The 21,136-nt window shown below is 55.3% G+C and carries 19 protein-coding genes and 2 pseudogenes; 12 read left to right on the forward strand and 9 right to left on the reverse strand.

Annotated elements, in window-relative coordinates:
• Nucleotides 1-68: 68 nt before the first annotated feature.
• Nucleotides 69-557 (reverse strand): redoxin family protein, encoded by a 489-nt coding sequence (locus tag ACXAED_RS10715; RefSeq protein ID WP_475049516.1) that lies wholly within the window; start codon nucleotides 555-557, stop codon nucleotides 69-71.
• A gap of 95 nt (nucleotides 558-652) precedes the next feature.
• On the opposite strand from ACXAED_RS10715, the gene ACXAED_RS10720 reads away from it, so the two are divergent.
• The 5 genes from ACXAED_RS10720 to ACXAED_RS10740 all read left to right on the forward strand — a co-directional run bounded on the left by ACXAED_RS10720 (nucleotide 653) and on the right by ACXAED_RS10740 (nucleotide 3,938).
• Complete coding sequence (locus ACXAED_RS10720; protein WP_475049519.1) at nucleotides 653-1,864, forward strand: NAD(P)/FAD-dependent oxidoreductase; 1,212 nt, start codon at nucleotides 653-655, stop codon at nucleotides 1,862-1,864.
• Complete coding sequence (gene rsmD, locus ACXAED_RS10725; protein WP_475049521.1) at nucleotides 1,861-2,412, forward strand: 16S rRNA (guanine(966)-N(2))-methyltransferase RsmD; 552 nt, start codon at nucleotides 1,861-1,863, stop codon at nucleotides 2,410-2,412. The genes ACXAED_RS10720 and rsmD overlap by 4 nt, the downstream gene beginning before the upstream one ends.
• A 133-nt stretch (nucleotides 2,413-2,545) precedes the next feature.
• Nucleotides 2,546-2,872, forward strand: coding sequence for a YgdI/YgdR family lipoprotein (locus ACXAED_RS10730; RefSeq protein ID WP_475049522.1), 327 nt, complete (start codon nucleotides 2,546-2,548; stop codon nucleotides 2,870-2,872).
• A 187-nt stretch (nucleotides 2,873-3,059) separates the two neighbouring features.
• Nucleotides 3,060-3,722, forward strand: a complete 663-nt coding sequence (locus tag ACXAED_RS10735; RefSeq protein WP_475049524.1) for an HAD family hydrolase — start codon at nucleotides 3,060-3,062, stop codon at nucleotides 3,720-3,722.
• Between the two features lie 24 nt (nucleotides 3,723-3,746).
• Nucleotides 3,747-3,938 carry a hypothetical protein gene (locus ACXAED_RS10740; protein WP_475049527.1) on the forward strand — a complete coding sequence of 64 codons (192 nt, stop codon included), beginning with the start codon at nucleotides 3,747-3,749 and terminating at the stop codon, nucleotides 3,936-3,938.
• Between the two features lie 73 nt (nucleotides 3,939-4,011).
• On the opposite strand, the gene map is transcribed toward ACXAED_RS10740, so the two are convergent.
• A complete protein-coding gene (gene map / locus ACXAED_RS10745; protein ID WP_475049530.1) occupies nucleotides 4,012-4,821 on the reverse strand; it encodes a type I methionyl aminopeptidase in 810 nt (269 codons plus the stop codon).
• 154 nt (nucleotides 4,822-4,975) lie between these two features.
• On the opposite strand from map, the gene ACXAED_RS10750 reads away from it, so the two are divergent.
• Nucleotides 4,976-5,863, forward strand: a complete 888-nt coding sequence (locus ACXAED_RS10750) for a mechanosensitive ion channel family protein (RefSeq protein WP_475049532.1) — start codon at nucleotides 4,976-4,978, stop codon at nucleotides 5,861-5,863.
• A gap of 24 nt (nucleotides 5,864-5,887) precedes the next feature.
• On the opposite strand, the gene sfsA is transcribed toward ACXAED_RS10750, so the two are convergent.
• Together sfsA and ACXAED_RS10760 are read right to left on the reverse strand one after the other, a co-directional pair.
• The gene (gene sfsA, locus ACXAED_RS10755) at nucleotides 5,888-6,430 is read right to left on the reverse strand and encodes a DNA/RNA nuclease SfsA (RefSeq protein ID WP_475049534.1); all 543 of its coding nucleotides are present in this window, start codon (nucleotides 6,428-6,430) and stop codon (nucleotides 5,888-5,890) included.
• Nucleotides 6,431-6,979: 549 nt separating this feature from the next.
• Nucleotides 6,980-7,357, reverse strand: coding sequence for a hypothetical protein (locus ACXAED_RS10760; RefSeq protein WP_475049536.1), 378 nt, complete (start codon nucleotides 7,355-7,357; stop codon nucleotides 6,980-6,982).
• A gap of 46 nt (nucleotides 7,358-7,403) precedes the next feature.
• Between ACXAED_RS10760 and ACXAED_RS10765 the strand changes: the two genes are divergently transcribed.
• Nucleotides 7,404-7,655: a helix-turn-helix domain-containing protein gene (locus tag ACXAED_RS10765; protein WP_475049538.1), complete on the forward strand. Its 252-nt coding sequence runs from the start codon at nucleotides 7,404-7,406 to the stop codon at nucleotides 7,653-7,655.
• A 38-nt stretch (nucleotides 7,656-7,693) separates the two neighbouring features.
• On the opposite strand, the pseudogene ACXAED_RS10770 reads toward ACXAED_RS10765, so the two are convergent.
• A pseudogene (locus ACXAED_RS10770) lies at nucleotides 7,694-7,964 on the reverse strand (transposase); the annotation flags it as partial.
• Here ACXAED_RS10770 and ACXAED_RS10775 point away from each other — a divergent pair.
• Together ACXAED_RS10775 and ACXAED_RS10780 are read left to right on the forward strand one after the other, a co-directional pair.
• Nucleotides 7,959-8,699 (forward strand): annotated as a pseudogene (locus ACXAED_RS10775) (transposase); the annotation flags it as partial. The pseudogenes ACXAED_RS10770 and ACXAED_RS10775 overlap by 6 nt on opposite strands.
• Nucleotides 8,700-9,456: 757 nt before the next feature.
• Nucleotides 9,457-9,705 carry a helix-turn-helix transcriptional regulator gene (locus ACXAED_RS10780; protein WP_475053091.1) on the forward strand — a complete coding sequence of 83 codons (249 nt, stop codon included), beginning with the start codon at nucleotides 9,457-9,459 and terminating at the stop codon, nucleotides 9,703-9,705.
• A 367-nt stretch (nucleotides 9,706-10,072) separates the two neighbouring features.
• Here ACXAED_RS10780 and ACXAED_RS10785 read toward each other — a convergent pair whose 3' ends face one another.
• Nucleotides 10,073-10,879: a hypothetical protein gene (locus ACXAED_RS10785; protein WP_475049540.1), complete on the reverse strand. Its 807-nt coding sequence runs from the start codon at nucleotides 10,877-10,879 to the stop codon at nucleotides 10,073-10,075.
• Nucleotides 10,880-11,684: 805 nt separating this feature from the next.
• On the reverse strand, nucleotides 11,685-14,690 hold the full coding sequence (locus tag ACXAED_RS10790; protein WP_475049542.1) for a pentapeptide repeat-containing protein: 3,006 nt from the start codon (nucleotides 14,688-14,690) through the stop codon (nucleotides 11,685-11,687).
• A gap of 387 nt (nucleotides 14,691-15,077) precedes the next feature.
• Between ACXAED_RS10790 and ACXAED_RS10795 the strand changes: the two genes are divergently transcribed.
• Nucleotides 15,078-15,710, forward strand: coding sequence for a tyrosine-type recombinase/integrase (locus ACXAED_RS10795; protein ID WP_475049544.1), 633 nt, complete (start codon nucleotides 15,078-15,080; stop codon nucleotides 15,708-15,710).
• Between the two features lie 196 nt (nucleotides 15,711-15,906).
• Here the strand turns inward: ACXAED_RS10795 and ACXAED_RS10800 are convergent, their stop codons facing one another.
• Both ACXAED_RS10800 and ACXAED_RS10805 read right to left on the reverse strand, forming a co-directional pair.
• Entirely contained in the window at nucleotides 15,907-18,135 is a 2,229-nt protein-coding gene (locus ACXAED_RS10800) for a P-loop NTPase fold protein (protein ID WP_475049545.1), read from the reverse strand.
• A gap of 635 nt (nucleotides 18,136-18,770) precedes the next feature.
• Nucleotides 18,771-18,974 (reverse strand): hypothetical protein, encoded by a 204-nt coding sequence (locus ACXAED_RS10805; RefSeq protein ID WP_475049547.1) that lies wholly within the window; start codon nucleotides 18,972-18,974, stop codon nucleotides 18,771-18,773.
• 207 nt (nucleotides 18,975-19,181) lie between these two features.
• Here ACXAED_RS10805 and ACXAED_RS10810 point away from each other — a divergent pair, with 207 nt between their 5' ends.
• Together ACXAED_RS10810 and ACXAED_RS10815 are read left to right on the forward strand one after the other, a co-directional pair.
• Nucleotides 19,182-20,126 carry a LysR family transcriptional regulator gene (locus ACXAED_RS10810; RefSeq protein WP_475049549.1) on the forward strand — a complete coding sequence of 315 codons (945 nt, stop codon included), beginning with the start codon at nucleotides 19,182-19,184 and terminating at the stop codon, nucleotides 20,124-20,126.
• A 122-nt stretch (nucleotides 20,127-20,248) separates the two neighbouring features.
• Nucleotides 20,249-21,073 (forward strand): DUF481 domain-containing protein, encoded by an 825-nt coding sequence (locus ACXAED_RS10815; protein ID WP_475049551.1) that lies wholly within the window; start codon nucleotides 20,249-20,251, stop codon nucleotides 21,071-21,073.
• Nucleotides 21,074-21,136: the final 63 nt, after the last annotated feature.

Below are 21,136 nucleotides of genomic sequence, written 5' to 3' on the forward strand. Positions count from 1 at the left end.
ATTTTTCATGTTTTGTTAAGGGTTTGCGCCTGCGGCCGCCCGTACTGGCAGCCGCAGAAAGCCAGGCCTCAGCCCATCGAGTCCAGCAGCCCTTCGCCGGCCGACAGCTCGCACTGGCCGGGGTTTTCTTCCTTGTTCAGGATCTTCACTTCTCCGTCCTCCACCAGCATCGCATAACGCAGCGAGCGGCCGATCAAACCGGCGGGAGGCGCATCGAAACGCATGCCGATCGCCTCGGTAAAGGTGCATTCGGCATCCGACAGCATGGTGATCCCGGCGTCGGTCGCGCCGGTATTGTCGCCCCAGATGGACATGACGAACGGGTCATTGCCGGCCAGGCAAATGATTTCATCCACACCTTTGGCGGCGAACTGATCCTTGGTGCGGATGAAGCTGGGCACATGGGCCGAATGGCAGGTGCTGGTAAAAGCGCCAGGAACCGCAAATATCACCACTTTCCGCCCCTTCAGCTTGCTTGACAGCTGAACTTGCTCCGGCCCGTCGTCTCCGATCCGCGTCAGCACGGCGTCGGGCAGCTGGTCTCCAACAGAAATCATTGCACGTTCCTCTTTCTCGTGATTGCGTTTTGGGGCCCTCGGTATATAGGGTCCGTTGGAAGCGTGACGGGAACTATTGCGGGAGGCAAGCAGAGATGTCCCACATCGTCGTGATTGGAGCGGGGCAGGCGGGGTCCTCGCTGGTGGCAAAGCTGCGCAGAGACGGGTTTGAGGGGGAGATTACCCTGATCGGCGCAGAGACAGCGCTGCCCTATCAGCGCCCGCCGCTGTCCAAGGCTTATCTGCTGGGCGAGATGGAAGTGGAGCGGCTGTTCCTGCGGCCCGAGAGCTTTTATGCTGAAAACAACATCACCCTGAAGCTGGGCCAGCGGGTAACCGCGATCGACCCGGCGGCCAAGACGGTCTCGCTGGACGATGAGGTGATTTCCTACGACCAGCTGGCGCTGACCACCGGCTCCGACCCGCGCCGCCTGCCGGCTGCGATCGGCGGTGATCTGGAGGGCGTCTATGTTGTGCGCGGGCTGACCGACGTCGATGCGATGGCACCGCATGTGACGGAAGGCAAGCGCGCGCTGATCGTCGGCGGCGGTTATATCGGTCTGGAGGCAGCGGCAGTCTGCGCCAAGCGCGGCGTGCAAGTGACTCTGGTCGAAATGGCAGACCGCATTCTGCAGCGTGTCGCGGCGCCGGAAACATCGGATTTCTTCCGCAACCTTCATACTTCCCACGGCGTGGACATCCGCGAAGGCGTCGGCCTGGAGCGGCTCGAAGGCGAGGGCGGCAAGGTGACCCGCGCGGTGCTGAGCGGCGGTGAGGTGCTGGACGTGGATTTTGTCGTGGTGGGTGTTGGCATCACCCCGGCCACGCAGCTGGCGGAGATGGCGGGGCTGGAGCTGGACAACGGCATCAAGACGGATGCTCAGGGCCGCACCTCGGATGCGTCCATCTGGGCCGCGGGCGATTGCGCCTCCTTCCCGTTCCAGGGCAGCCGCATCCGCCTGGAAAGCGTGCCCAATGCAATCGACCAGGCGGAGGTCGTTGCGCAAAACATGCTGGGCGCGGCCAAGGACTATATCGCGACGCCCTGGTTCTGGTCGGATCAGTATGACGTCAAGCTGCAGATCGCGGGTCTCAACACCGGCTATGACGACGTGGTCACCCGTCAGGGCGAAGGCCAGCAAGTCTCGTTCTGGTACTACGCCGGTGATCAGCTGGTGGCAGTTGACGCGATGAACGACCCGCGCGCCTACATGGTGGCCAAGCGGCTGATCGACATGGGCAAGACCGCGGACAAGACCGTGGTTTCCGACCCTTCCGCTGACCTGAAGCCGCTTCTGAAGGCGTGAGGATCATCGCAGGAGAGTTCCGCGGCCGGGCTCTGGCCGCGGTGGGCAAGGGGGATGCGGGCGCCCATCTGCGCCCCACCACCGACCGGGTGCGCGAAAGCCTGTTCAATGTGCTGATGCACACCGGCGCCATCCCCGGCGCCCGGGTGCTGGACCTGTTTGCGGGCACCGGCGCCTTGGGGCTGGAGGCCCTGTCGCGCGGCGCGGCGGAGGTGGTGTTTGTCGATGACGGCCGGGTTTCCACCGGTCTGATCCGAAAAAACATTGGCATCTGCCGGGCCGGGGACCGCTGCACCCTGACACGCCGCGATGCGCTGAAGCTGGGGCAGAACCCGGGCGCGCCCTTTGACCTGATCTTCCTCGATCCGCCTTACGGCAAGGCGCTGGGAGAGAAAGCCTTGGCCGCCGCGATGGCAGGCGGCTGGGTGGCGGATGACGCTCTGGTGGTCTGGGAGGAAAACGCGCCGATGGCCGTGCCGGAAGGGTTCGAACTGCACGACAGCCGCAAGTACGGCGACACCCATATCTCTTTGATGTGGCGGCAGTAAAACAGGTGCCTGCGCGAATGGGCGTTTTCGCCAAATAATTGATTTTCTATTTGCAAATACATCTCAGCATAGGTAACAACCCAGTGATTTTAATCAAATGTCCGTCAATTCAGACGGTTTAAAAAGGTTTCACATGAAAACTGCAAAAATCCTTGGCCTGCTGGCCGCTGGTTCGCTTTTCCTGGCTGGCTGCGTGTCTCCTGACGTTGTCACCACCAACAACATCGACGACAGCTCGCTGACCTGCGAAGAGATCAAGACACAGATGGGCCAGCTGGACGAGATCCGCGCCGAGGCCAAGAAAGGCAAGACCGCATCGGGCGCAAATGTGGCGGCGGCGATCCTGTTCTGGCCGGCGGTCATCGGCAATTACTCCAACGCAAACGAGGCCATGAACGCGGCAAACAAGCGCCATGAAGTGCTGGTCGCACTGGCCAAGAAAAAGCGCTGCAAGTTCTGAGCTTAGCTAGACCGGTGAAAGATATGAAATGCAGGGGCTTCCCCTGCATTTTTTGTTTCGGGCTGTTTCAGGAAAGGGTCTGAATGTGAAGGCTCAGGCGGAAACCCGCAGCGCCGAGTTTGCCGGGGTCCTGATTGCCGAATAGACCTGTGGTTCAAAACAAGTTTTTCAGCAAAGGCGCTTTTTCATGCCCAAGACATATCCGACCCCGAAACTGGTGATTTTCGATTGCGACGGCGTGCTGGTCGACAGCGAGCCAGCCTCCAATCAGGCGCTGACCGGCAACCTGGCCCGGCACGGGCTGGAGCTGACCATGGAGCAGTCGATGGCGTATTTCGTCGGCAGCACCATGGCCGGGGTCATGGACAAGGCCCGCGGCCTGGGGGCAGACCTGCCGGAGGACTGGATCAGCGAAGTCTATGCCGAGACCTATGCCCTTCTGGAACAGGGCGTTCCGCTGTCTCCGGGCATTCCGGATCTTCTGGCGCGGCTTGATGAAAATGGCATCCCGGTCTGCGTCGCCTCCAACGGCAGCGAGGACAAGATGCGCATCACCCTGGGCCAGAACGGGCTGTGGGAGCGGTTCCACCCGCAGGCGATGTTTTCTGCCCATTCCTTAGGAGTGGCTAAGCCGGAACCGGGCCTGTTCCTGGCGGCCGCCAGCCATTTCGGGGTACAGGCGCGCGACTGCCTGGTGATCGAGGACAGCGGCAGCGGTGTCACCGCCGCGGTGCGCGCGGGAATGCGCTGCCTCGGCTATGCGCCCCAGGGCGGCGGCCAAAAGCTTGCGGCGCTGGGGGCGGAGGTCTTCAGCGATATGGCAGAGGTGCCCGCGCTTTTGTCGATCTGAGCCGGGCGTGCTATTGTTCGGGGCATGGAACAGACACTGCGTACGCCGTTCCTGCCGCCTGTGACCAAGGCCGAAGCCGGGACAAAACCCAAACCGAAACCAGCGCGGTCTCCGCTGTTTATCCAGGATGCGGTGACACCTTGGGCGGACGGCACCTTGCTTCTGGCCCTTTGGCGGATACAGGAAGCCGAGGGGCAGGACGACGCCGGTTCCTGACGGGATCCGGCCTTCATCTGGCTGAAAATATCCCGGGGGTGCGGGGGCTGGCCCCCGCTGCGGCAGTAGCGGCTCAGCCGTAGGTCGGATGGAATTTTCCGGCCGACGACAGGGTGAAAATCTCTGCCCCGTCAGCAGTTACCCCGATCGAGTGCTCGAACTGCGCCGACAGCGACTTGTCGCGGGTGACGGCGGTCCACTCATCCGCCAGGATCTTGGTTTCCGGGCGGCCCAGGTTGATCATCGGCTCGATGGTGAAGAACATGCCCTCTTCCAGCACCGGGCCGGTGCCGGGGCGGCCGTAGTGCAGGACGTTGGGCGGCGCGTGAAACACCTGACCCAGCCCGTGGCCGCAGAAATCGCGCACAACGCTCATCCGCTGGCTCTCGGCATAGGTCTGGATCGCGTGGCCGATGTCGCCGAAGGTATTGCCGGGCTTCACCGCCTCAATCCCCATCATCAGCGAATCGTGCGTAACCTGAATCAGCCGCTCTGCCTTGCGGCTGAGCTTGCCCGCCACGAACATCCGCGAGGTGTCGCCGAACCAGCCGTCGACAATCACCGTCACGTCAATGTTCAGGATATCGCCGTCCTTCAGCTTCTTGTCGCCGGGAATGCCGTGGCAAACCACGTGGTTCACCGAGATGCAGCTGGCGTGCTGATAGCCCTTGTAGCCGATGGTGGCGGAGGTGGCGCCTGCATCCTCGACCATCCGGGTAATCAGGCGGTCGAGCTCCCCGGTGGTCTGGCCCGGGACCACATGGGCTGCGATATCGTCCAGAATGCGCGCGGCAAGCGCCCCCGCCTTGTGCATGCCCGCAAAATCGCCGGGCTCATGAATGCGGATGCCGTCCTTGGTCGTGCGGCCGTCTTTCGATCTCATCGGGCGGAGCTCCATCGGGTGTCTTTGCGTAGCTATGTAAGGGGTTCCCTGCAAAAGGGCCAGAGGGGGCAGGGGCGGCACCCGGGAACTTTTTCCGCCGCGCCGCGTTACCAGTCGTGAGGGAACCTGCGGCGAAACGGAGAGAGGCAGCGGCATGAACAGCTTCAACGATCTGATGCAGACTGAAATTTATGGCGGGAAATCACTTTCCGACCTGGTGACCCTGGAGTTCCTGGCCGAGATGCTGGGCAGCGTTGTGGCTGCAGTGGTGATCCTGCTGGCTGGCTTTATCGTTGCGAGCTGGGTCAAGCGGCGGGTCGTCACGCTGGGCGATACGCATGCCAATCTGGACGTTACTCTCTTTCACTTCCTCGGCAATCTGGCGCGCTATGTTGTGCTCGCCTTCGCGGTTCTGTTTGTTCTGAACACTTTTGGCGTCAAGACCACCTCGATCATCGCGGCCATCGGTGCTGCGGGGCTGGCGATCGGCCTGGCGATGCAGGGGGCGCTGTCCAATGTTGCTGCGGGTGTGATGATCATCCTGTTCCGTCCTTTCAAGCTGGGCGATTTCATTGAAGTGGACGGTGAGATGGGCACTGTGATGGACATCAACCTGAACAACACCGTCCTTGCGGGCCTCAGCAATCTGAAGGTGATCATTCCCAACTCTGAGGTTTGGGGTAACACCATCACCAACTACTCATCTTTCGATACCCGCCGGGCCGAGTGGACGTTTGGCGTCGGCTACGGTGCCAACCTGGCGGTGGCCGAACGGGTGATCCGCGAGACCATCATGAGCGACAGCCGCTCGCACAGCGAGCCGGAGCCGTTCGTCCAGGTCAATGAGCTGAACAGCAGCTCGGTTGATTTCCTGGTGCGGGTTTGGGTCGATGCGGAGGAGTACTTCCAGTATCAGGCCGACATGAAGCGCAAGGTGAAAGAAGCGCTGGATGCGGCCGGGGTCGATATTCCCTTCCCGACGCGCACCATCGTGCAGGCCGAACCGGACGCGCAGGAGGGCGAGGCCAGCAAGGCCGCCTGAGCAGGCGCGCCAGCCCCCTCGCCGTTACTCCCCGGCGGCGATGGGGGCGCCGGCCTCAAGCCCTTGGGGTGAGATTCTGGTGCCCAGCACCAGCCGCTCTACCCCTGCAGCATGAGCGCTGGCGAAGGCGCCGGCGTAGGCGGGGTCAATATCCGCTGCCAGCTGGAACCGGCCGCAGTCGGTGCGCTGCACCAGATACAGCATGACCGCCCTGTGGCCCTGAGCCACCATGCTGGCGAGTTCGCCCAGGTGCTTGGTGCCGCGCGCGGTGACGCTGTCGGGAAACTCCGCCAGACCGGGCTGGCGCGAGAGCGTCACGCTTTTCACCTCGACATAGCAATCGGGCAGGCCGTCCTGGCTCAGCAGAAAGTCGATGCGGCTCTTCTCTCCGTATTTCACCTCTGCCCGCACGGTCTTGTAGGCGGCAAGCTCTGCGATCTCCCCGGCCTCAAGCGCGGCGCGAAGGGCGCGGTTCGGCACCGAGGTGTCGACCCCGGTGAAATGGCCGCCCTCATGCTCGACCAGACGCCAGCCGTACTTCAGCTTTATCCGGTTCTTTGGAAGCAAAAACTGACTGACCGAGCTAGGACCATGTTTTTGCACCTGAAATCTGATTTGGAATGTCAGAACCAGGAGGAGGTTAAATTTTTGACATTCTAGCGCCTCCAATTTTGGTTCGGAATGTCAGCCTTTTTTGTTGTCAGATACGATAGGGAAACCTGTACCCAGTCCGGTTGCCAGTTCCATCGTCAAACTTTGCACGAACGCTATGAAAAGATTAGTTAATACTAGGGATCCTGATCTAGCACAGCGCCGTGAGCGACAAGTAAGTTCGCATAGTCTTGAGCAGAATCAGCGCTGGCCTTGCTGCCAGACAGCGGGCTCTTGTCACGTCTGACAACGAAAGTGTGTTCGATTACTATAGTGCCCTGTCGTACAACTACGCATTTGCGTCGCAAATTTTTTAGCGAAAGGGCAGAGCCGCCTGTAGCTCGCGGTCTTGAAGCCCAATAAGTAGTCAAGAACGTTCAATTCTAGGCTATGGGTGACAGCGGTCGAGTATTTGAGGCAACAGGTCAAGTTCCTCAATTCAAGCGGCCGATTGGAGTGTCTTCGTCAAGTCTGTTCGTATTTTTCATGAAGAGCTCTAAGGTGCGCAAAGAGCTTTCCGTTTTGCACATCATACACCTGCGCGGTATCCATAAACCATTCTTTGTCTTCTTGAGATACCTTTAGATGAAGTTGGGTCTGATACTTTGAGCGTGTCCGCCCTCTTTTGGTTTCCTTAACTGTGTCCGTCGGCAACTCCTTCTTCAGCAAAGGAAGGAGCTTGTGACTTTGCGCAAGCTTATCGAGAACTCGAGCTTCAATCATGTCAGCTATTTGATCCAGTTGGCCTTCTAGCAACCCTTGGTCTGCACCCATGTGATCAGCCTTGTCCTTTCTAGTGTCGAGAGCTTCTTCAGACGATACAGAAAATAGTCCGAGATTCATAGAGTACTTCGTAGACGGGCGATTGGGTTGGATGAATGTTCGCCGCATGGCAGAACTCGAAAAAGATCGCCTTTTGTGGGCTTTTGCTAAGGCGTTGAAGTCAGAACGAACTGCCCAGAAGCTTTCTCAAGAAGAGCTTGCACGGCGGAGCCAAGTGAGTCCTAGGTACATTTCGTATTTGGAAACGAAGCATCACCAGCCTAAGTTGGAAACGATTGGCCAAATTTGTGACGGTTTAGGGTTGGGTCTGTCTGAGTTCTTTCTGAAGATCGAAAAAGCTTATAGATCTAGAGAGTAACGATCTCAGAAGGCCTTAGGGTCTGGAAACATTGAGTTTCAGAGCCAGTAGATGACCGTTGCAGCCTAGAGCGGTGGCGGAGAAGAACGCCTTTGGGCATCGGTCGTAACGTGTTGCGACGCGCCGCCAGTCTTTCAGCCTGCCGAACATGATCTCGATACGGTTGCGGCGTTTGTCGTATCTGACCTGCTTCTTGCGCTTCCTTCGACCAAGGATGCATGCGCGTATCCCTTTGTCTTTCAATGCTTCTCTGAACCAGTCGGCGTCGTAGCCTCTATCGCCAAGGAGCCAATCCACCTTGGGCAAGGCCCGGCATTCTTTAGCTGTTCCGACAACTACCTGATCGACACAGACCATGGCGTCATAGTCGTTGTCGAAGCGACCCGGTTGATCAGGCAAGCCGAGGTTGGATCGGCCAGGACCATGCTGGAGCGGGTGAAGGCCAGGTTTGATATGCATCCCGAACGCCCGATCGCGGACACGGCCTACGGCATCGCCCCGATGCTGGGCTGGCTGGTCGGCCGCAAGATCGCCCCGCATATTCTCGTCTTCGACAAGTCAGGGCGCAACGATGGCACCTGGACCCGGGCTGATTTCGAATGGGACGCCGCTAATGATCAATACATCTACCCTGAAGGCCACGAACTGAAGCAATTCCGCCGCAACTACTCCGACCCTAACCGGGGACCGACCGGAAAAGGCACTGCCCGGTATCGCGCGCTGAAAGAACTCTGCAAGGCCTGCCCGTCCAAAGCCAAATGCTGCCCGAATGCCGACGCGCGCAAGATCGCCCGCGAAGAGCATGAAGACGTCCGCCAAGTTGCTCGCGACATTGCCAAGACCGAGCAATCCGCGATCTCAATGAAGCTGAGGAAGAAGGTCGAAATGCTCTTCGCGGACCTCAAGCGCATCCTGGGTCTGGGAAGGCACCGATTACGCGGCCCATGCGGTGCAAATGACGAATTCCTGCTCGCCGCCACCGCTCAGAATCTCCGGAAACTCGCCAAAATCCTTCCCGCACCGCAGCAGATGCGGAACGCCTGACACGGAAGGCGCGCGGGCCCTTCTTAAGCCCCGGGTTTCTGCGCTCGCGAACGGTTGTTTTCCACGAAATCGGCGGGAAGCGGCAATTCGCTGCAAGCGCGAAACCTGGTTGAGAGAATTTGGAAAGCTGCCATTCACAGCAGACTTGCTCCACTCGAATTATTGGTTGTGGGCTTGAAAATCCCAGTGCCGGTGGTTCGATTCCGTCCCAGAGCACCATTTTACAGTTTCCGCAAAGATCGGATAAAAACCTAAATATTACATAGGCTTGTGGTGTTTGATGCTTCATTTTTTGTCATAGGGAATTCGAGCCGAAATGACCATTATCAGCAACAACCTACGCATGCTCTGGACGCCTAGATCCCATATTTTGCAAGTGTTTGATAGGAAACTCAAAGCGAGCTCGATCTTTTCTGAAAGCTGTCCATTGAACTCTTCAAATCTGCAAGTGTTTGCAGCGCAAGAAGTTTGTCCTTTTCCAGTTTGTCGATCTTACTTTCATAAGCGCGAGCGGCACGGTAGTACTCAGGGTTGTGTGGTGAGACTTCTCAAAACGCAAAAGATATGCGGTAATAAAGTAATTTTTCGACATAGGAGAATTGCACCATGCCGCTTGATACCGCAAAAAATTACTTCATCGCACAACCTGATGTGGTTCTCAAAAAGTCTGCGACCAGCAGATCCGCGGTCAATCATCTCATACTTGGAGACTGGTTAAGATATCTGGGCGAAGAAAGCGCCGGATGCCGCCTATGAACTGGGTATGAGTGAAGCCACTTTGCGCCGAACCCTGAGTAAGGAAGGCACTGGCTTTACAGAGATACTGCGCGATGTTCGGCTGTCCTATGCTTTGACGCGGATTCAGACCACACATCATTCGCTTGCGGAGATTGCTTTTGAATGCGGCTTCAGCTCTCAATCCCGGTTGAGCGAGGCCTTCAAGTCCCGCTTCAACATAACGCCCGGGAAATTGCGAGCGACGGATGCATTCGCTTCACAGCATTGAAGCCCGTGCGGTTTGCTTTGGCACTACGCGAGTTGGTCTGAATTGCCGGTCGGCGAAGAACTCGTTGGTCATTGCTGTCCAAAATTCTGCGTTTCGGTAGAGAAATATCGAATTCAGCCCTGAAAAAAGATCAACTTGAGCGAATAGCGTAAAACGTTGATCGGATCCGGAGATAAATCGCGAAATCGGAATGGCACATAAGGTTCATCTGAAACACTTCTGATGGAGACTCAAATGAAGCATCTGATCTCAACTGTTGCAGTTTTTGCCTCCCTGGTTACACCCGCTTTCGCCGATGAACCTTCAGCCAAGTAGTGTTTCTGCTGCGGAGCAATCAAGTAGAACACCACGATGGGCAGGATTACACTTAAGAAGCTGCTGGTGCAGTGCTGCTCCTGCCATCGCTTATGAAGTCTCCATCATCGTTAAATAAAAACGACAGCTGGTTCTCTTTGAGTAGTTTCACTGCTTCCTCACGAGTCTTGCCCTCAATCTGATCAAGTACGTGATTGAACAATGTACTCTTAATGGACCCAACCGTGTTCGGATCCTTGTCCAGAAAGCGAGGTCCAGCAGGGTCTAATGTCGTGTTCATTTGAAGATCAGCGCCATCTGTGTCGGCCACGACTGTTCTGAAGAGCGGTCGATTTATGAGATGGAGATTGGCGGCGGCAAGCTCAGCTGCCAACTCACGCGACTGCATTGCATTTAGTGGACCATTGATGCGGTCAAGGATTGGTTTGATTGCTTGGGTGCAAGCTTGGCCATCATTAAAAACGGCATAGAGTGCGACGTCGCCAGCACGAAGAAACAATGTCGAAGCATCAGTCAAAGACGTAATGTCGAAAGGCTCTTCCTCAGGGTCCGGAACTAGCTGAACAACCAAAAATGAACCCAGCACGAAGTCGTTGAGTCGTTCACCCGTGTAATGCGCGCGGGCTAAGCAATGTATGTGGTGAAAGGTCTGCCAATCATAGTTTTCAGAGATGGCTTGCATGCCAAGCCGCCGGTCAAGATACTTCTTAAGTAACCGATCTTTAAGGTGAAACTTGAGGTATATGAGTGCCATCCACAGGAATAGCCGCTCTATCCCCTCTCGGACGACCATTGCTTCCACACCTACGAAACCGAGCTTAAAGGCCTCGCTAATCGGCGCTTCAAAGATTTCGCTCAACTCTTGGTTGCAATTCATACAGCACGGAAGCGTGTATGTTCCGTATCTATGTTGCTCACCATTGGGCAGCGTTATGGTCTGGCCGTGAAGACTGAATTGATGGAGCAGCCAGTTTGGCAGGATATGCTCTCGGTTGAAGGGAGTTTCTGTCTCGCTGCGACCGCATATTAGGCAATTGTCGCCGTGGCAGATGTCTCGAACAAAGCGATCAGCACTACAGAACAAAAGGCGGCCAGCGGAGTCAAATACAGAATTGTCGGTTGAAATTGGCATTACAGAGTTATGGTCGGTTTGTCCCACTTGATCAAGACACGACAGCAGGTCTCCACATGAGGGGGATCATTGCGGACCTAACTTTCTAACCCACGGTTTTCCACACGAAACCGGCGAGCCAAATTTCCGCCTCCACGCATAGTTCGCCCGCGCCGAGATCAATCCACCTATTGGTGCTACCGAGATCCAAAATGCAAAGACTACTGAAGGGGGAACGTCATTCACAGGTCGGTTTGCGCGCTTAGCAGCTGTCAGAGCTTACCGCAGCATTGGTCACCTTGGGCTTAGTCTGAGCCCACACCGGACCTGTCAGAATTGTGCTTCATGTGCAAAGTGGAAGAATTTTTCTGCGCTGGCATGGAAAACCGGCCTGCGGTGCAGCGGAGATCTCGGCCATTCACACCGGGTGCAGCGAAGTTGAAACCGTGAAACTGCACAATGCGGGACGGAGCAGACTTTCGCCGCAAACGCAGCATAGGCGAATTCGAACGGCAGCAATGCGCAGCAAAGCGGATGCGCATCTCCAGTGGACTTAGTCCTCCTCCCAACTATCAGGATAGGTGAGGCCTGGTGGCAACTTGGTTTCGCTCTTGCTGCCATCGGCAGAGTCAACCTGTTCCTGTGTCAAGTTTTGCGTTGTTCTAAGATCTGCCCCGTACAGGTTCGCCTCGGTCAGGTCCGCTTTTGTGATGTCCGCTTCGGCCAGGTTCACTTCGATCAATTGTGCCCTTGTCAGGTCCGCCTCGGTTAGGTTTGCCCTTGTAAGATCCACCCTTGTCAGGTCCGCCTCGGTTAGGTTCGCTCTCGTGAGATCCACTCCGTGCAAGTTCGCCCCAGTTAAGTCTGCCTCAGTAAGGTTGGCCTCAGTTAGATTCGCGTCGGTCAGAGTCGCCTCGGTCAGGTCTGCACTACTCAAATCTGCCTCTGACATGTTCGCTTGAGCAATGTGTGCATCACCTAAAGACGCGCAGATTAGGCTCGCCCTAGTCAAATCAGCGCGAGCGAAATTCGACAGAACTAAGTGTGAGCCACTCAAGTTTGATCTACTCAAATCCGCATCAATTAACCAAAGATCACTCAGCCATGAATCTGTCATTACTAGACCGCCAAGTGATCGACGAATTGCTGGCTCCCAAGCATCACCCAGTCGCGTTAGCATTCTGCGAGGTGCAGTCGAACCCATAGTAGAGGCACTGCCACGCTCGGTCAAAACTCGAGGCCAGTCAACATTGATGCTCCAAGGCGGAGCATCAACGGCTTGGAATTCGGCGCCATTGTCGCCCGTCTTCCGACAGGCACGCGCTAAAGCACTTAACACGGTCAATAGCGCGGTTTCGGCACAGCGTTGAGCAGTTTCGATTTCGCGATATGTCCCACTTGCCCCTTCGTGTACCGGCATACCGTGATGCTGCACCCAAGAAAATAGTTGCGTCAGTGTGTCTTTGATTGGCAGAATGTCTCTTCGCTCTGCCAGTAAGCGGGCCTCATTCAAAACAAAGTTTACAACGAAATCGGTCATCTCGGCGCTTGCGACCAGAGTGCACCATCTCCGCGCGGCCTCTTTTGGTGATTCCGGTTCTTCCTCGTCCCGCATCCGCCGTGCGGTGACCTGCGCAATGGAAAGTAAAGCACGGGCCGTTAGGTATTCGCCGAAGCTCTTGTGCAGAAATTCGTATCCGTCGCCAAAGCCTTGCCGTGTGTGAAACTGCACTGCAATGTAGTGCTGGGAAAGCAAGTCGTTGCCACTATGAGTGCGGTACAAACGCGGTGAATAGCGTTCCAATAGTTCGCGGAAGGCGTCGTTCCCGCCGGTACGTCCGCCACCGCGCCATGCTGCCAACCCCATGCATTCAAGCGCAATCATGGCATCACTTGTAGCGAGTGCCTTGCCGTTCAACCGCGTTTTGTCTGCGTTTCGCGTCAGAACCCGGTCGAAGATTTCCCAATAGACGCGGTTCCGGTTGTCCGCCGCCTTTTCCCAGTTGTCCCCAGTGTACCCCGATTGGATCAGCAAGTGCAGCAACAGCGGCTCGACATTCAATTCCTCAAGCACGTCGGTAGTTACAGCTTCTGGTACCGCCACCATCGCAGCGCCTGTCAGTGCCGCCCAACGTTTCCAGTATTCCTGACGCTGGTCAAATTTACGCACTGTGTGTGGGTCAAGAATCTGAACGCGCTCCTCATCGTGATTCTCAGGTAGACCCACGTCAGTGTGTTTTTCCAGAGGTTTCAGCGCAGCAACATGGATCATGGTGCCCAGTGGCAAATTGGCTGCCCGCACTCCTAGCTCACACGCTGTGTTGCGCCCCAATATGATCGCGCGGATAGGCGCAATCCCTGTATTCGAGTTAGCCCTGACAAGGTAGTTATTCACCTCCAAAACGAAGGCGCGGGACAGCTCGGCGGAGGTCTCGTCCGATGCACTGAGCTCATCCAGACCGTCGAAAATCAGCAAGACTGGGTCGCTCGCCTCTACTCTCCATGACAACGGGTTTTGGGGAAAGCCCGCTGTACCGGCGGGGTCTATGGCTGAATAGACAGCAGCAGAAGTCAGATACTCCCCGATCCGGCGTTCTAGTTCACCTTTGTCGAACGCGAGGTTCTGAAGCTCGATGAAGATCACTCGCCATTCGGTTTGATCCGACACCTCAACTGCGAAAGCCTTGGCAAAAGACGACTTACCACTGCCGGGGCCGCCTGCGACAATTCGCAAGGGTGGGGCGGTGCTTTTGCCAAGCCAAGCATGCATTACCACGTGCAGGCGATCCACATGGGCGCGCAAGCGCATCTTATGCTGCCGCTCGGGGCGATGATGGTCGAGTTCGTTTTTAGCGTCTTCGTCGCGAACTTCGTCGTGCCAATACGCGCGAAGGCGTTGGTATACATCGCGCAGCGCGATACGTTTGTCTGGGTCAATTGAGAAGATCGGCTTGCGTTCAAAAAGGCCGCGTATCCATGTAGCATGACGCTGCCATGCCCTATCGCGCTGTACCCCTTCATTCATCGGAGTGTTCAGAATTTCGTGCAACGGAGCGTAGTATTCCGGGTCCAGCGCTAGAACGCGCGCGGAGGCGGCGCGGAGCGCAGAACGAAACTGCTTCTGGTCCGCACCCTCATTGCCTTTGTCAGCAGAAAGGTCTTGAAGGGTCGACGCCACTGCTTGCATTAGTGGGCGAAAGGCTGCTGCATCGGCGGGATTTACAAGGTCACTTGGATACAGTTCTGAGCCTTCAACTTTTGCCATCACCGTTTTCGCGAACTTTTTTACCATTGCTCGGCAGCTTGTTTCACTAATTCGATGTGATGACGGCAGCGAACGGTGGTGAGTATAAAGCGCGGTTGCCAGCGAAGTGTACATCCAGGTCCAGGCGACTTCGTCCGGGCTGTGGTTCTCAAAGGTGTCTGAGACAGCGCTATCAGCTTCGCGGATCACATTTGGGATGTTGAGGGTGAGCCCCTCTAGCGCCGCCAAGCTGATATGTTCCACAACTTTGGACCAATTGCGTTTTGCGGTCGGTTTGCGAATGTAAATGCTCAATGTTTTCCCGCAGAAATTGCTCTACTATAAGTCCAGCGAGGCTACCCATCATTCACTTTACAGTAAAGCGGTGGATTTCACCCTCCGGAAGACTGGCGTTGTTGAAGAAGATGCCCAGCGTCGACTCCATATAGAAATGAGAAACAAAAATTTTGCTGGCTGCCAGATACTTTGTGGATGTCCGCTTTGGACTACGGATCGATATGCTGCACAAGCATAGCTCAGAAGCCTGTTGAAGGTCCTGTATGGGCTCAGAGCAACCCAATGCACCCGTAACGTTTCCCGAAGAACAAGCAATCGGACAACGGTCATTCAAACCAACAGTAAAATTCAAGTGTCAGCGCGGTGCTGATGTCTGGGCTTGGCGGGAGGATTGGAGGGGCCAATATGCCAAGAGTCCAACTTCCCGCAGTCACCCCGAAACGAAAAGCCTGGAACAAGGGCCGGGTCGTCGGCCAGAAAAGGCCGCTGTTGCCGAAACAAGTGTGGGCAATCCGCGCGCGGCTCGAATTGGCCAGGAATCTGCGTGATCTCACGCTGTTAAACGTGGCGATTGATAGCAAGCTTCGCGGATGCGATTTGGTGAAACTGTCCGTCAGCGATTTGGTCAGAGATGACCGCGTTCGCGAGAGGGTGTCTGTGATCCAGAGCAAAACCCGGCGACCCGTTCAGTTCGAACTCTCTGAAAACACGCGGGATACCATTACCGCATGGATCAAGTCGCCGGAAATGATCGGCTGCCGTTTCATGTTTCCTAGCCGGTTTCATGACCGCCTACATATCTCAACCCGCCAATATGGCCGACTTGTGCGGGATTGGGTGGCTGCGATTGGGTTGGAACCCAGCGGCTACGGCACCCATTCGCTGCGCCGGACCAAGGCGGCGGAGATCTACCGCAAAACCGGAAATCTCAGAGCGGTTCAACTGTTGCTCGGACACACTAAGGTTGACAGCACTGTCAGATATCTTGGTGTCGAACTTGAAGATGCGTTGAGCATCGCCGAGCAAATCGACATTTGAACCACCTTGGCGGGCGGCACTTGCCGTTCGCCAATCCAGACCAGACCTACGGTCGCACCGCTGCAGTGGTACGGTTTGAGCCCACTGCCGCCGTTGCCCAGGTCAGCTACTTTGCTGCCGCAGCATGGCGGTCACAATCAAAAACTGCCGTTGACCATCGGCTTAGTTTTCTGCACTAAGGTCGTGCATGAAGCCATTAGACGGCTAAAGAAATGTAGTCAGTCAAATTGCTGTCAGGCTTTGCATATTCCTTTGTACAAAATCCGTTAGAACCTGCAACCGCAGTCGCCAACTCCTCCGCCAGATCCTGATGTTTGAAGTCTTTCCTGCCGATATGCAGGATCATTCGCACAATTTGATATTTAAAGAAAAATGCCCTCACCATTCGAGGCGTTATTGTTGTATTATACCTGCTGCAATACGAGCTCAGTGCAGCTTGAATCGAGTTAACCTCAGCAATAGACAGCACAAGCTCAACAGTATCTGACTGTTCTCTTAAAGATGAAGGTGGAGAGGAAGTATGCTTAGGAAGGGGAGGCCTCTGAAACGGGCCTCCAGTGTGGTCTTTCTCTTGTTCCGCTCCAAATTCTTTGGCGTACATGAGCACTAGATCGTTTACATCACTTTCAGTAGTTTTCGGAACGTGAACGTGGCACAAGAACACCTTCTCAATGTGTTCAACAATCCTAAGTTCAAGATCATTCAACTTTTTCAAATGATCTAAGTTTTCGCTTGAATTGGCTTCTCCATTTTCTGGTGGGCGCAAACTTTTCTCTAAACGGTTTCTAACCGCCTCGCGTAGAATTGAGTTATCAACCAGTATCAGAGGTTGAACAAAGTTGCCGATCTGACCATCGTCAACCATCAGCTTGATGCCATCAATTAGCTCTAGGATTTCCTCTTGAGGGCACCGATCAAGATCATCCACAACTAACAGAATTCGATCAATACGATCGGAGCTGGACACCGTTGACCAGCAAAAGGTTGCTGCGATTAGGGTCCAAATTAACCAAGCCACTAACGAAGGAAGGGCAGATTGAAAATCACTGCTATTGAAGCAGGTTATTAGAAACCAAAGCAATGAGACGATCGCGGTTGCCAAGATTAGGGCGGCTTGCTCCCATTGCTTAAATTGTTTTTCAGTTACTTGAGAGGAAATGAGCGTCTTCAGATCTTCACCTATAACAGATTGCATTCCAAGGTGCTCTTGATGTGAAGTTACAATTCCATACCGATCGTATAGTTTTCGAAGTGACGCATTCCAATTGTAAGCCAATAACGCCAGCCCGATAATGCCCGTGACACCAAAAACGGCTTTCGCATATGGGAATATACTTGTTATCCACATAAGGGGGAAAGTCGAGAGCGCAAGGAGTACTAGGCCGAACGAAGACGGAATGACACCGTGCTTATGTATGGCGACACGAATAGTTCTCAAAACCCTCGCAACATACCCCACCTTCAAAAAGGTTTCCAAGAAGCTCTCGTATAGATAAACCCAGATCTCTGGTTTTTGTCGGTATTTCCACGCATTGAAGTTTACGATGGCGTATTCCAGTTTCTGCTCATCCTTTACATCAGGGCCGTAAGCTTTTTGGAGTTCTTTCTCGTATTCTGTTGGGTTTAGTAGAAATTCGGACACCAAGCCTGAAATTGTAGTTTTCCCACTCCCCCAACGACCAAAAAGCGCAAACGAAAACTCTCCCCTGGCAGTTTTAAAAAGATGCGCCAACCCAAGTGCGAAACTTCGGCTGTTTAAAATAATTTCTTTTGCCTCCCTGGAAACATTGAATCCAGATCCTTTGCGGCGCTCGAATCTGTCTTGCTCTTGCAATTGCTCTTCGTATTCACGAGCCGTTGCAATTTGGTCTGGATGACGATTTGAGGGAGCCCATTCAAATGTCCCTTCCTTTTCGATTTCCGTGACGGCTTTCTCAATTTCCGCGTGATCCACCTTGCTTCCGAATTCACTCTGAAGCACTTCGGACGCATCGTACGGTCCGCCATAAGGGAAAAAATACTTCCCCTTTTCGCTATCGTAGGGGGTCTCGTTCTGAGGGTCTTCATGAAACCGGTGGAACCACTCCACCATTTTTTCGGAAGTTATCGAATTATTGAATGCAGCATCTTGATCGCCCCAATTGTCAGGTTCATTCTCCAACCCGTAATCAAAATCTGAAACTATTCGATGTGCGCCGACATCTGTATCAGAGAAATTCTCGACCCCCAAAGGATATTCAGAAATTGACCAACGTAATTCACCCAGATCATCATGGTCCACAACAGCTTCGTAGATATTTTCCTGGCCCATACCTCGGTCGCTTCCGCCAACAGCTTTCCAATCCAATTCGTCTTCGTAGATTTCGAATACTTCTTTACTTTCGAAATGTTCAATTTTGGCAGAACCGCGAGTATAAATGTTCATTATGAAGTTGGCTCTTCTGTAACCTCGACTATCGCCAAACGAGTACTGCGAAACTGACCTATACCGCTACCCCTTTCTGCATGGCCCGGCCATATTCCTAGTCTTCGCCAACCACACCCTATAAGTTCCAACATCGCCAAATCTCGAAGTCGCAGCGAATGGCAGAAAAAATTTGGGCCTCTCCGCATCATCGGAATCACTAACCATCGATCGGGATTGAGCTGTCCGTGAGACTTTGCAAGGTACACTTACTGCGCATTGTGACCGTGCCTGACGGCCAAAGCTGCGTCCGCAGCGAACGGCCGCATAGTCCCGATAGCGGCTGCTCGTTCCGGCGGTTTCTGGACGCCTGGCCTCGCCAGTCAGCGAAGGGCAGCAAGGAGCCCAACCCGGAAGTTCCAAAACCTTGCGGCGCACGCTCGCCGCTCGAAGGCCCGCTGCGCCGCCGAAAACTACTCGCTGCATTGCAGAAGGAATTGCGGGCCTTCAGGCACGGAACGGCGATACCTCGATTGGCAGTGTCCGATGCGCGAGACAAAACCGGCATATCTGGATGATAATACGCAATAGCGCCTGCAAGGAAGAGACCTCACAGGCGCCGGGAATCTGTCAATGTCGCTATTTAAACCGTGTGCTCACTCTCCAGCCCCGACAAGAGCTTTACCGCCCCGGTAGGCCAGTTTCCCTGCACCGACTGCGCCTTTGGCAACGACTTTGCCTGTCCCAGCGGCGATGCCGACTGTGTTGTCGATCGCCTGATCAGTCGAACAGGCGGACAAAACGGCACCCGCGGAGATCAGAGCTGCGATGGTCATCTTGCGAACAGCGTCAAGTTTCATTTTTGTCTCCTTTTCCCAACAAGAGGGTTTGCTGCATGTGAAAGCGCATCTTGGGGCCAGTGCGTTGGGGCATCGTCCCCGTCATGCTATTCAGCGGCACTTCAGTAGCTTTGGTCCGCCTGCACGGCTTTTAATTAGAGGGTTTCTTGAGAGCAGAAAAACGAATAAGAAATATGCTTATCGCAAGTTTAGCTTATGGGTACTGTGATGGACATCAGCCTGGTCCGAACCTTTCTCGAAGTTGCTGCTACCGGATCTTTCGTAAACGCCAGCGAACGGCTGTTTGTCACACAGTCCGCGGTCAGCTTGCGGGTGCAGCGTTTGGAGGACGCATTGGGCAAACCGCTTTTCACCCGCTCCAAGGCGGGTGCAGAGCTGACCTCTGCAGGCCGGGAATTCGAGCGCTATGCACTATCTCTGATCAAGATCTGGGAAGAGGCACGCCAGCAAGTGGGCGTGCCGGAAGGCTATACCAAATCCCTGACTGTCGGCGCCCAGTATTCGCTGTGGCCCCGGCTGGGATTCCGCTGGATCGATATCATGCAGCAGGAAATGCCAACTTTGAACATCCGGGCGGAGCTTGGCATGCCCGACCGGATCATGCGGTTTCTCATCGAGGGCGTTGTGCAGATCGGGCTGATGTACAATCCGCAGCTGCGTCCCGGCCTGTCAGCGCACAAGGTGATTGAAGAGGACCTGGTTCTTGCCGCCTCTTGGCCCGCGGCATTTGACGATATCGTTCCGCACTATGTTTTTGTTGATTGGGGCCCGGAATTTGTCCATGCCCACGCGCTTGAGCTGCCGGATTTGACAAACCCCGGCCTTACGTTGTCGCTTGGCGCTATGGCGGCCGATTATATCGTTTCGAGACAGGCCGCCGCCTACCTGCCTGCACGCTATATCAAGAAATACTTGGATGACGGCAGGCTGCATCTGGTTCCTGACGCTCCGATGTTTCCGTACCCGGTTTGGTCGATCTGGCGCGACGACCTTGATCAGGAAGTCCGCGCAACCGCGGAGGCCACTCTTGTTGCAATCCAGTCACAGATCGACGCCGATCAAAACGCCGTCCTCGCCGAGCTTTGCGATATCAGCGCCGGGCACACTGTCGAAGTGCTTGGAAATATTGAAGACGAGCTTTTGCGTGAGTAAAAATCGTTTTATCATCAATTATTTCGAATTTCACTAATCTTATCGGGTTTCCTATCTCCAGTCTTGGCAGAGATGCCCCCGCTCTTTCGGGACGGGTCACATTGTTGGGAAAGGATAGACCCATGAAAAAACGCAATACTCTGGCCGCGTCGGTCCTGGCTCTTCTGGTGGCTGCTCCTGTTTTCGCGCAGGGCGCAATCGTCGGGATCGAGGATCTGGACGACCGCATCGACGATATTCAGGAAGATGTTGGTGATGAACTGGCGGAAGGCAGCGACAAGGACCGCTTTGGCACCAACCAGTACGCTCAGGGCTGGACCGGCAGCGCCTCGCTTGGTTTCTCCGGCACTTCAGGCAACACAGACACTGCCGACCTCGATTTCGCAGGGCGCCTCCGTTATGGCAACGGCCCCTGGAACCACACCTTTGGCTTCGCGGGTGAATTCTCCGAAGACAATGACGTGCGCAACAAGGAAGAGATCTTCGTCACCTATGACGTGAACCGCTATCTGACCGAGCAGTTCTACCTCTTCGGTCTGGGATCGGTGCGCTACGACGATTTCGACTCCAACCGTCTAGACGGCTTCATTGGCTTCGGCCCCGGCTACCGGGTGATCAACACTCAGGACCAGACCTGGCGGATCCAGGCGGGCCCGGGCGTGCGCTACATCGAGGACCAGCTGGGCAATGACAGCACCGAATTCGCAGGCATTGCAGCGTCGCGCTACTATTTGGCCATCAACGAGACCGTGAACCTGACCATGGACACCGATGTGCTGTTCTCGGACGAAGACACCGTTGTGACCAATGACCTGGGCGTGAACTTCAAGATGACGGACCGCCTCTCGACCCGCGTCTCCTACCGCACCGAGTGGGACAGCGACCCGCTGCCGGGCCTGAAGAGCACCGACAACAAGCTTGGTGTGTCCCTGGTCTACGGCTTCTGAACGAAGCCATTTTGCCCTCGAAAACTTGGGGCGGAGCAATCCGCCCCCTTTTCTAAACATCCA

It is taken from the genome of Leisingera sp. ABM4_103, assembly GCF_056158685.1.

Coding starts and splice junctions, on each gene's coding strand:
- map (WP_475049530.1), bottom strand. CDS start 4,821: ATGAGATCGAAAGACGGCCGCACGACCAAGGACGGCATCCGCATTCAT.
- ACXAED_RS10800 (WP_475049545.1), bottom strand. CDS start 18,135: ATGAACATTTATACTCGCGGTTCTGCCAAAATTGAACATTTCGAAAGT.
- ACXAED_RS10735 (WP_475049524.1), top strand. CDS start 3,060: ATGCCCAAGACATATCCGACCCCGAAACTGGTGATTTTCGATTGCGAC.
- ACXAED_RS10715 (WP_475049516.1), bottom strand. CDS start 557: ATGATTTCTGTTGGAGACCAGCTGCCCGACGCCGTGCTGACGCGGATC.
- ACXAED_RS10805 (WP_475049547.1), bottom strand. CDS start 18,974: ATGAAACTTGACGCTGTTCGCAAGATGACCATCGCAGCTCTGATCTCC.
- ACXAED_RS10760 (WP_475049536.1), bottom strand. CDS start 7,357: ATGAATCTCGGACTATTTTCTGTATCGTCTGAAGAAGCTCTCGACACT.
- ACXAED_RS10815 (WP_475049551.1), top strand. CDS start 20,249: ATGAAAAAACGCAATACTCTGGCCGCGTCGGTCCTGGCTCTTCTGGTG.
- ACXAED_RS10795 (WP_475049544.1), top strand. CDS start 15,078: ATGCCAAGAGTCCAACTTCCCGCAGTCACCCCGAAACGAAAAGCCTGG.
- ACXAED_RS10720 (WP_475049519.1), top strand. CDS start 653: ATGTCCCACATCGTCGTGATTGGAGCGGGGCAGGCGGGGTCCTCGCTG.
- ACXAED_RS10750 (WP_475049532.1), top strand. CDS start 4,976: ATGAACAGCTTCAACGATCTGATGCAGACTGAAATTTATGGCGGGAAA.
- ACXAED_RS10765 (WP_475049538.1), top strand. CDS start 7,404: ATGGCAGAACTCGAAAAAGATCGCCTTTTGTGGGCTTTTGCTAAGGCG.
- ACXAED_RS10740 (WP_475049527.1), top strand. CDS start 3,747: ATGGAACAGACACTGCGTACGCCGTTCCTGCCGCCTGTGACCAAGGCC.
- ACXAED_RS10730 (WP_475049522.1), top strand. CDS start 2,546: ATGAAAACTGCAAAAATCCTTGGCCTGCTGGCCGCTGGTTCGCTTTTC.
- ACXAED_RS10810 (WP_475049549.1), top strand. CDS start 19,182: ATGGACATCAGCCTGGTCCGAACCTTTCTCGAAGTTGCTGCTACCGGA.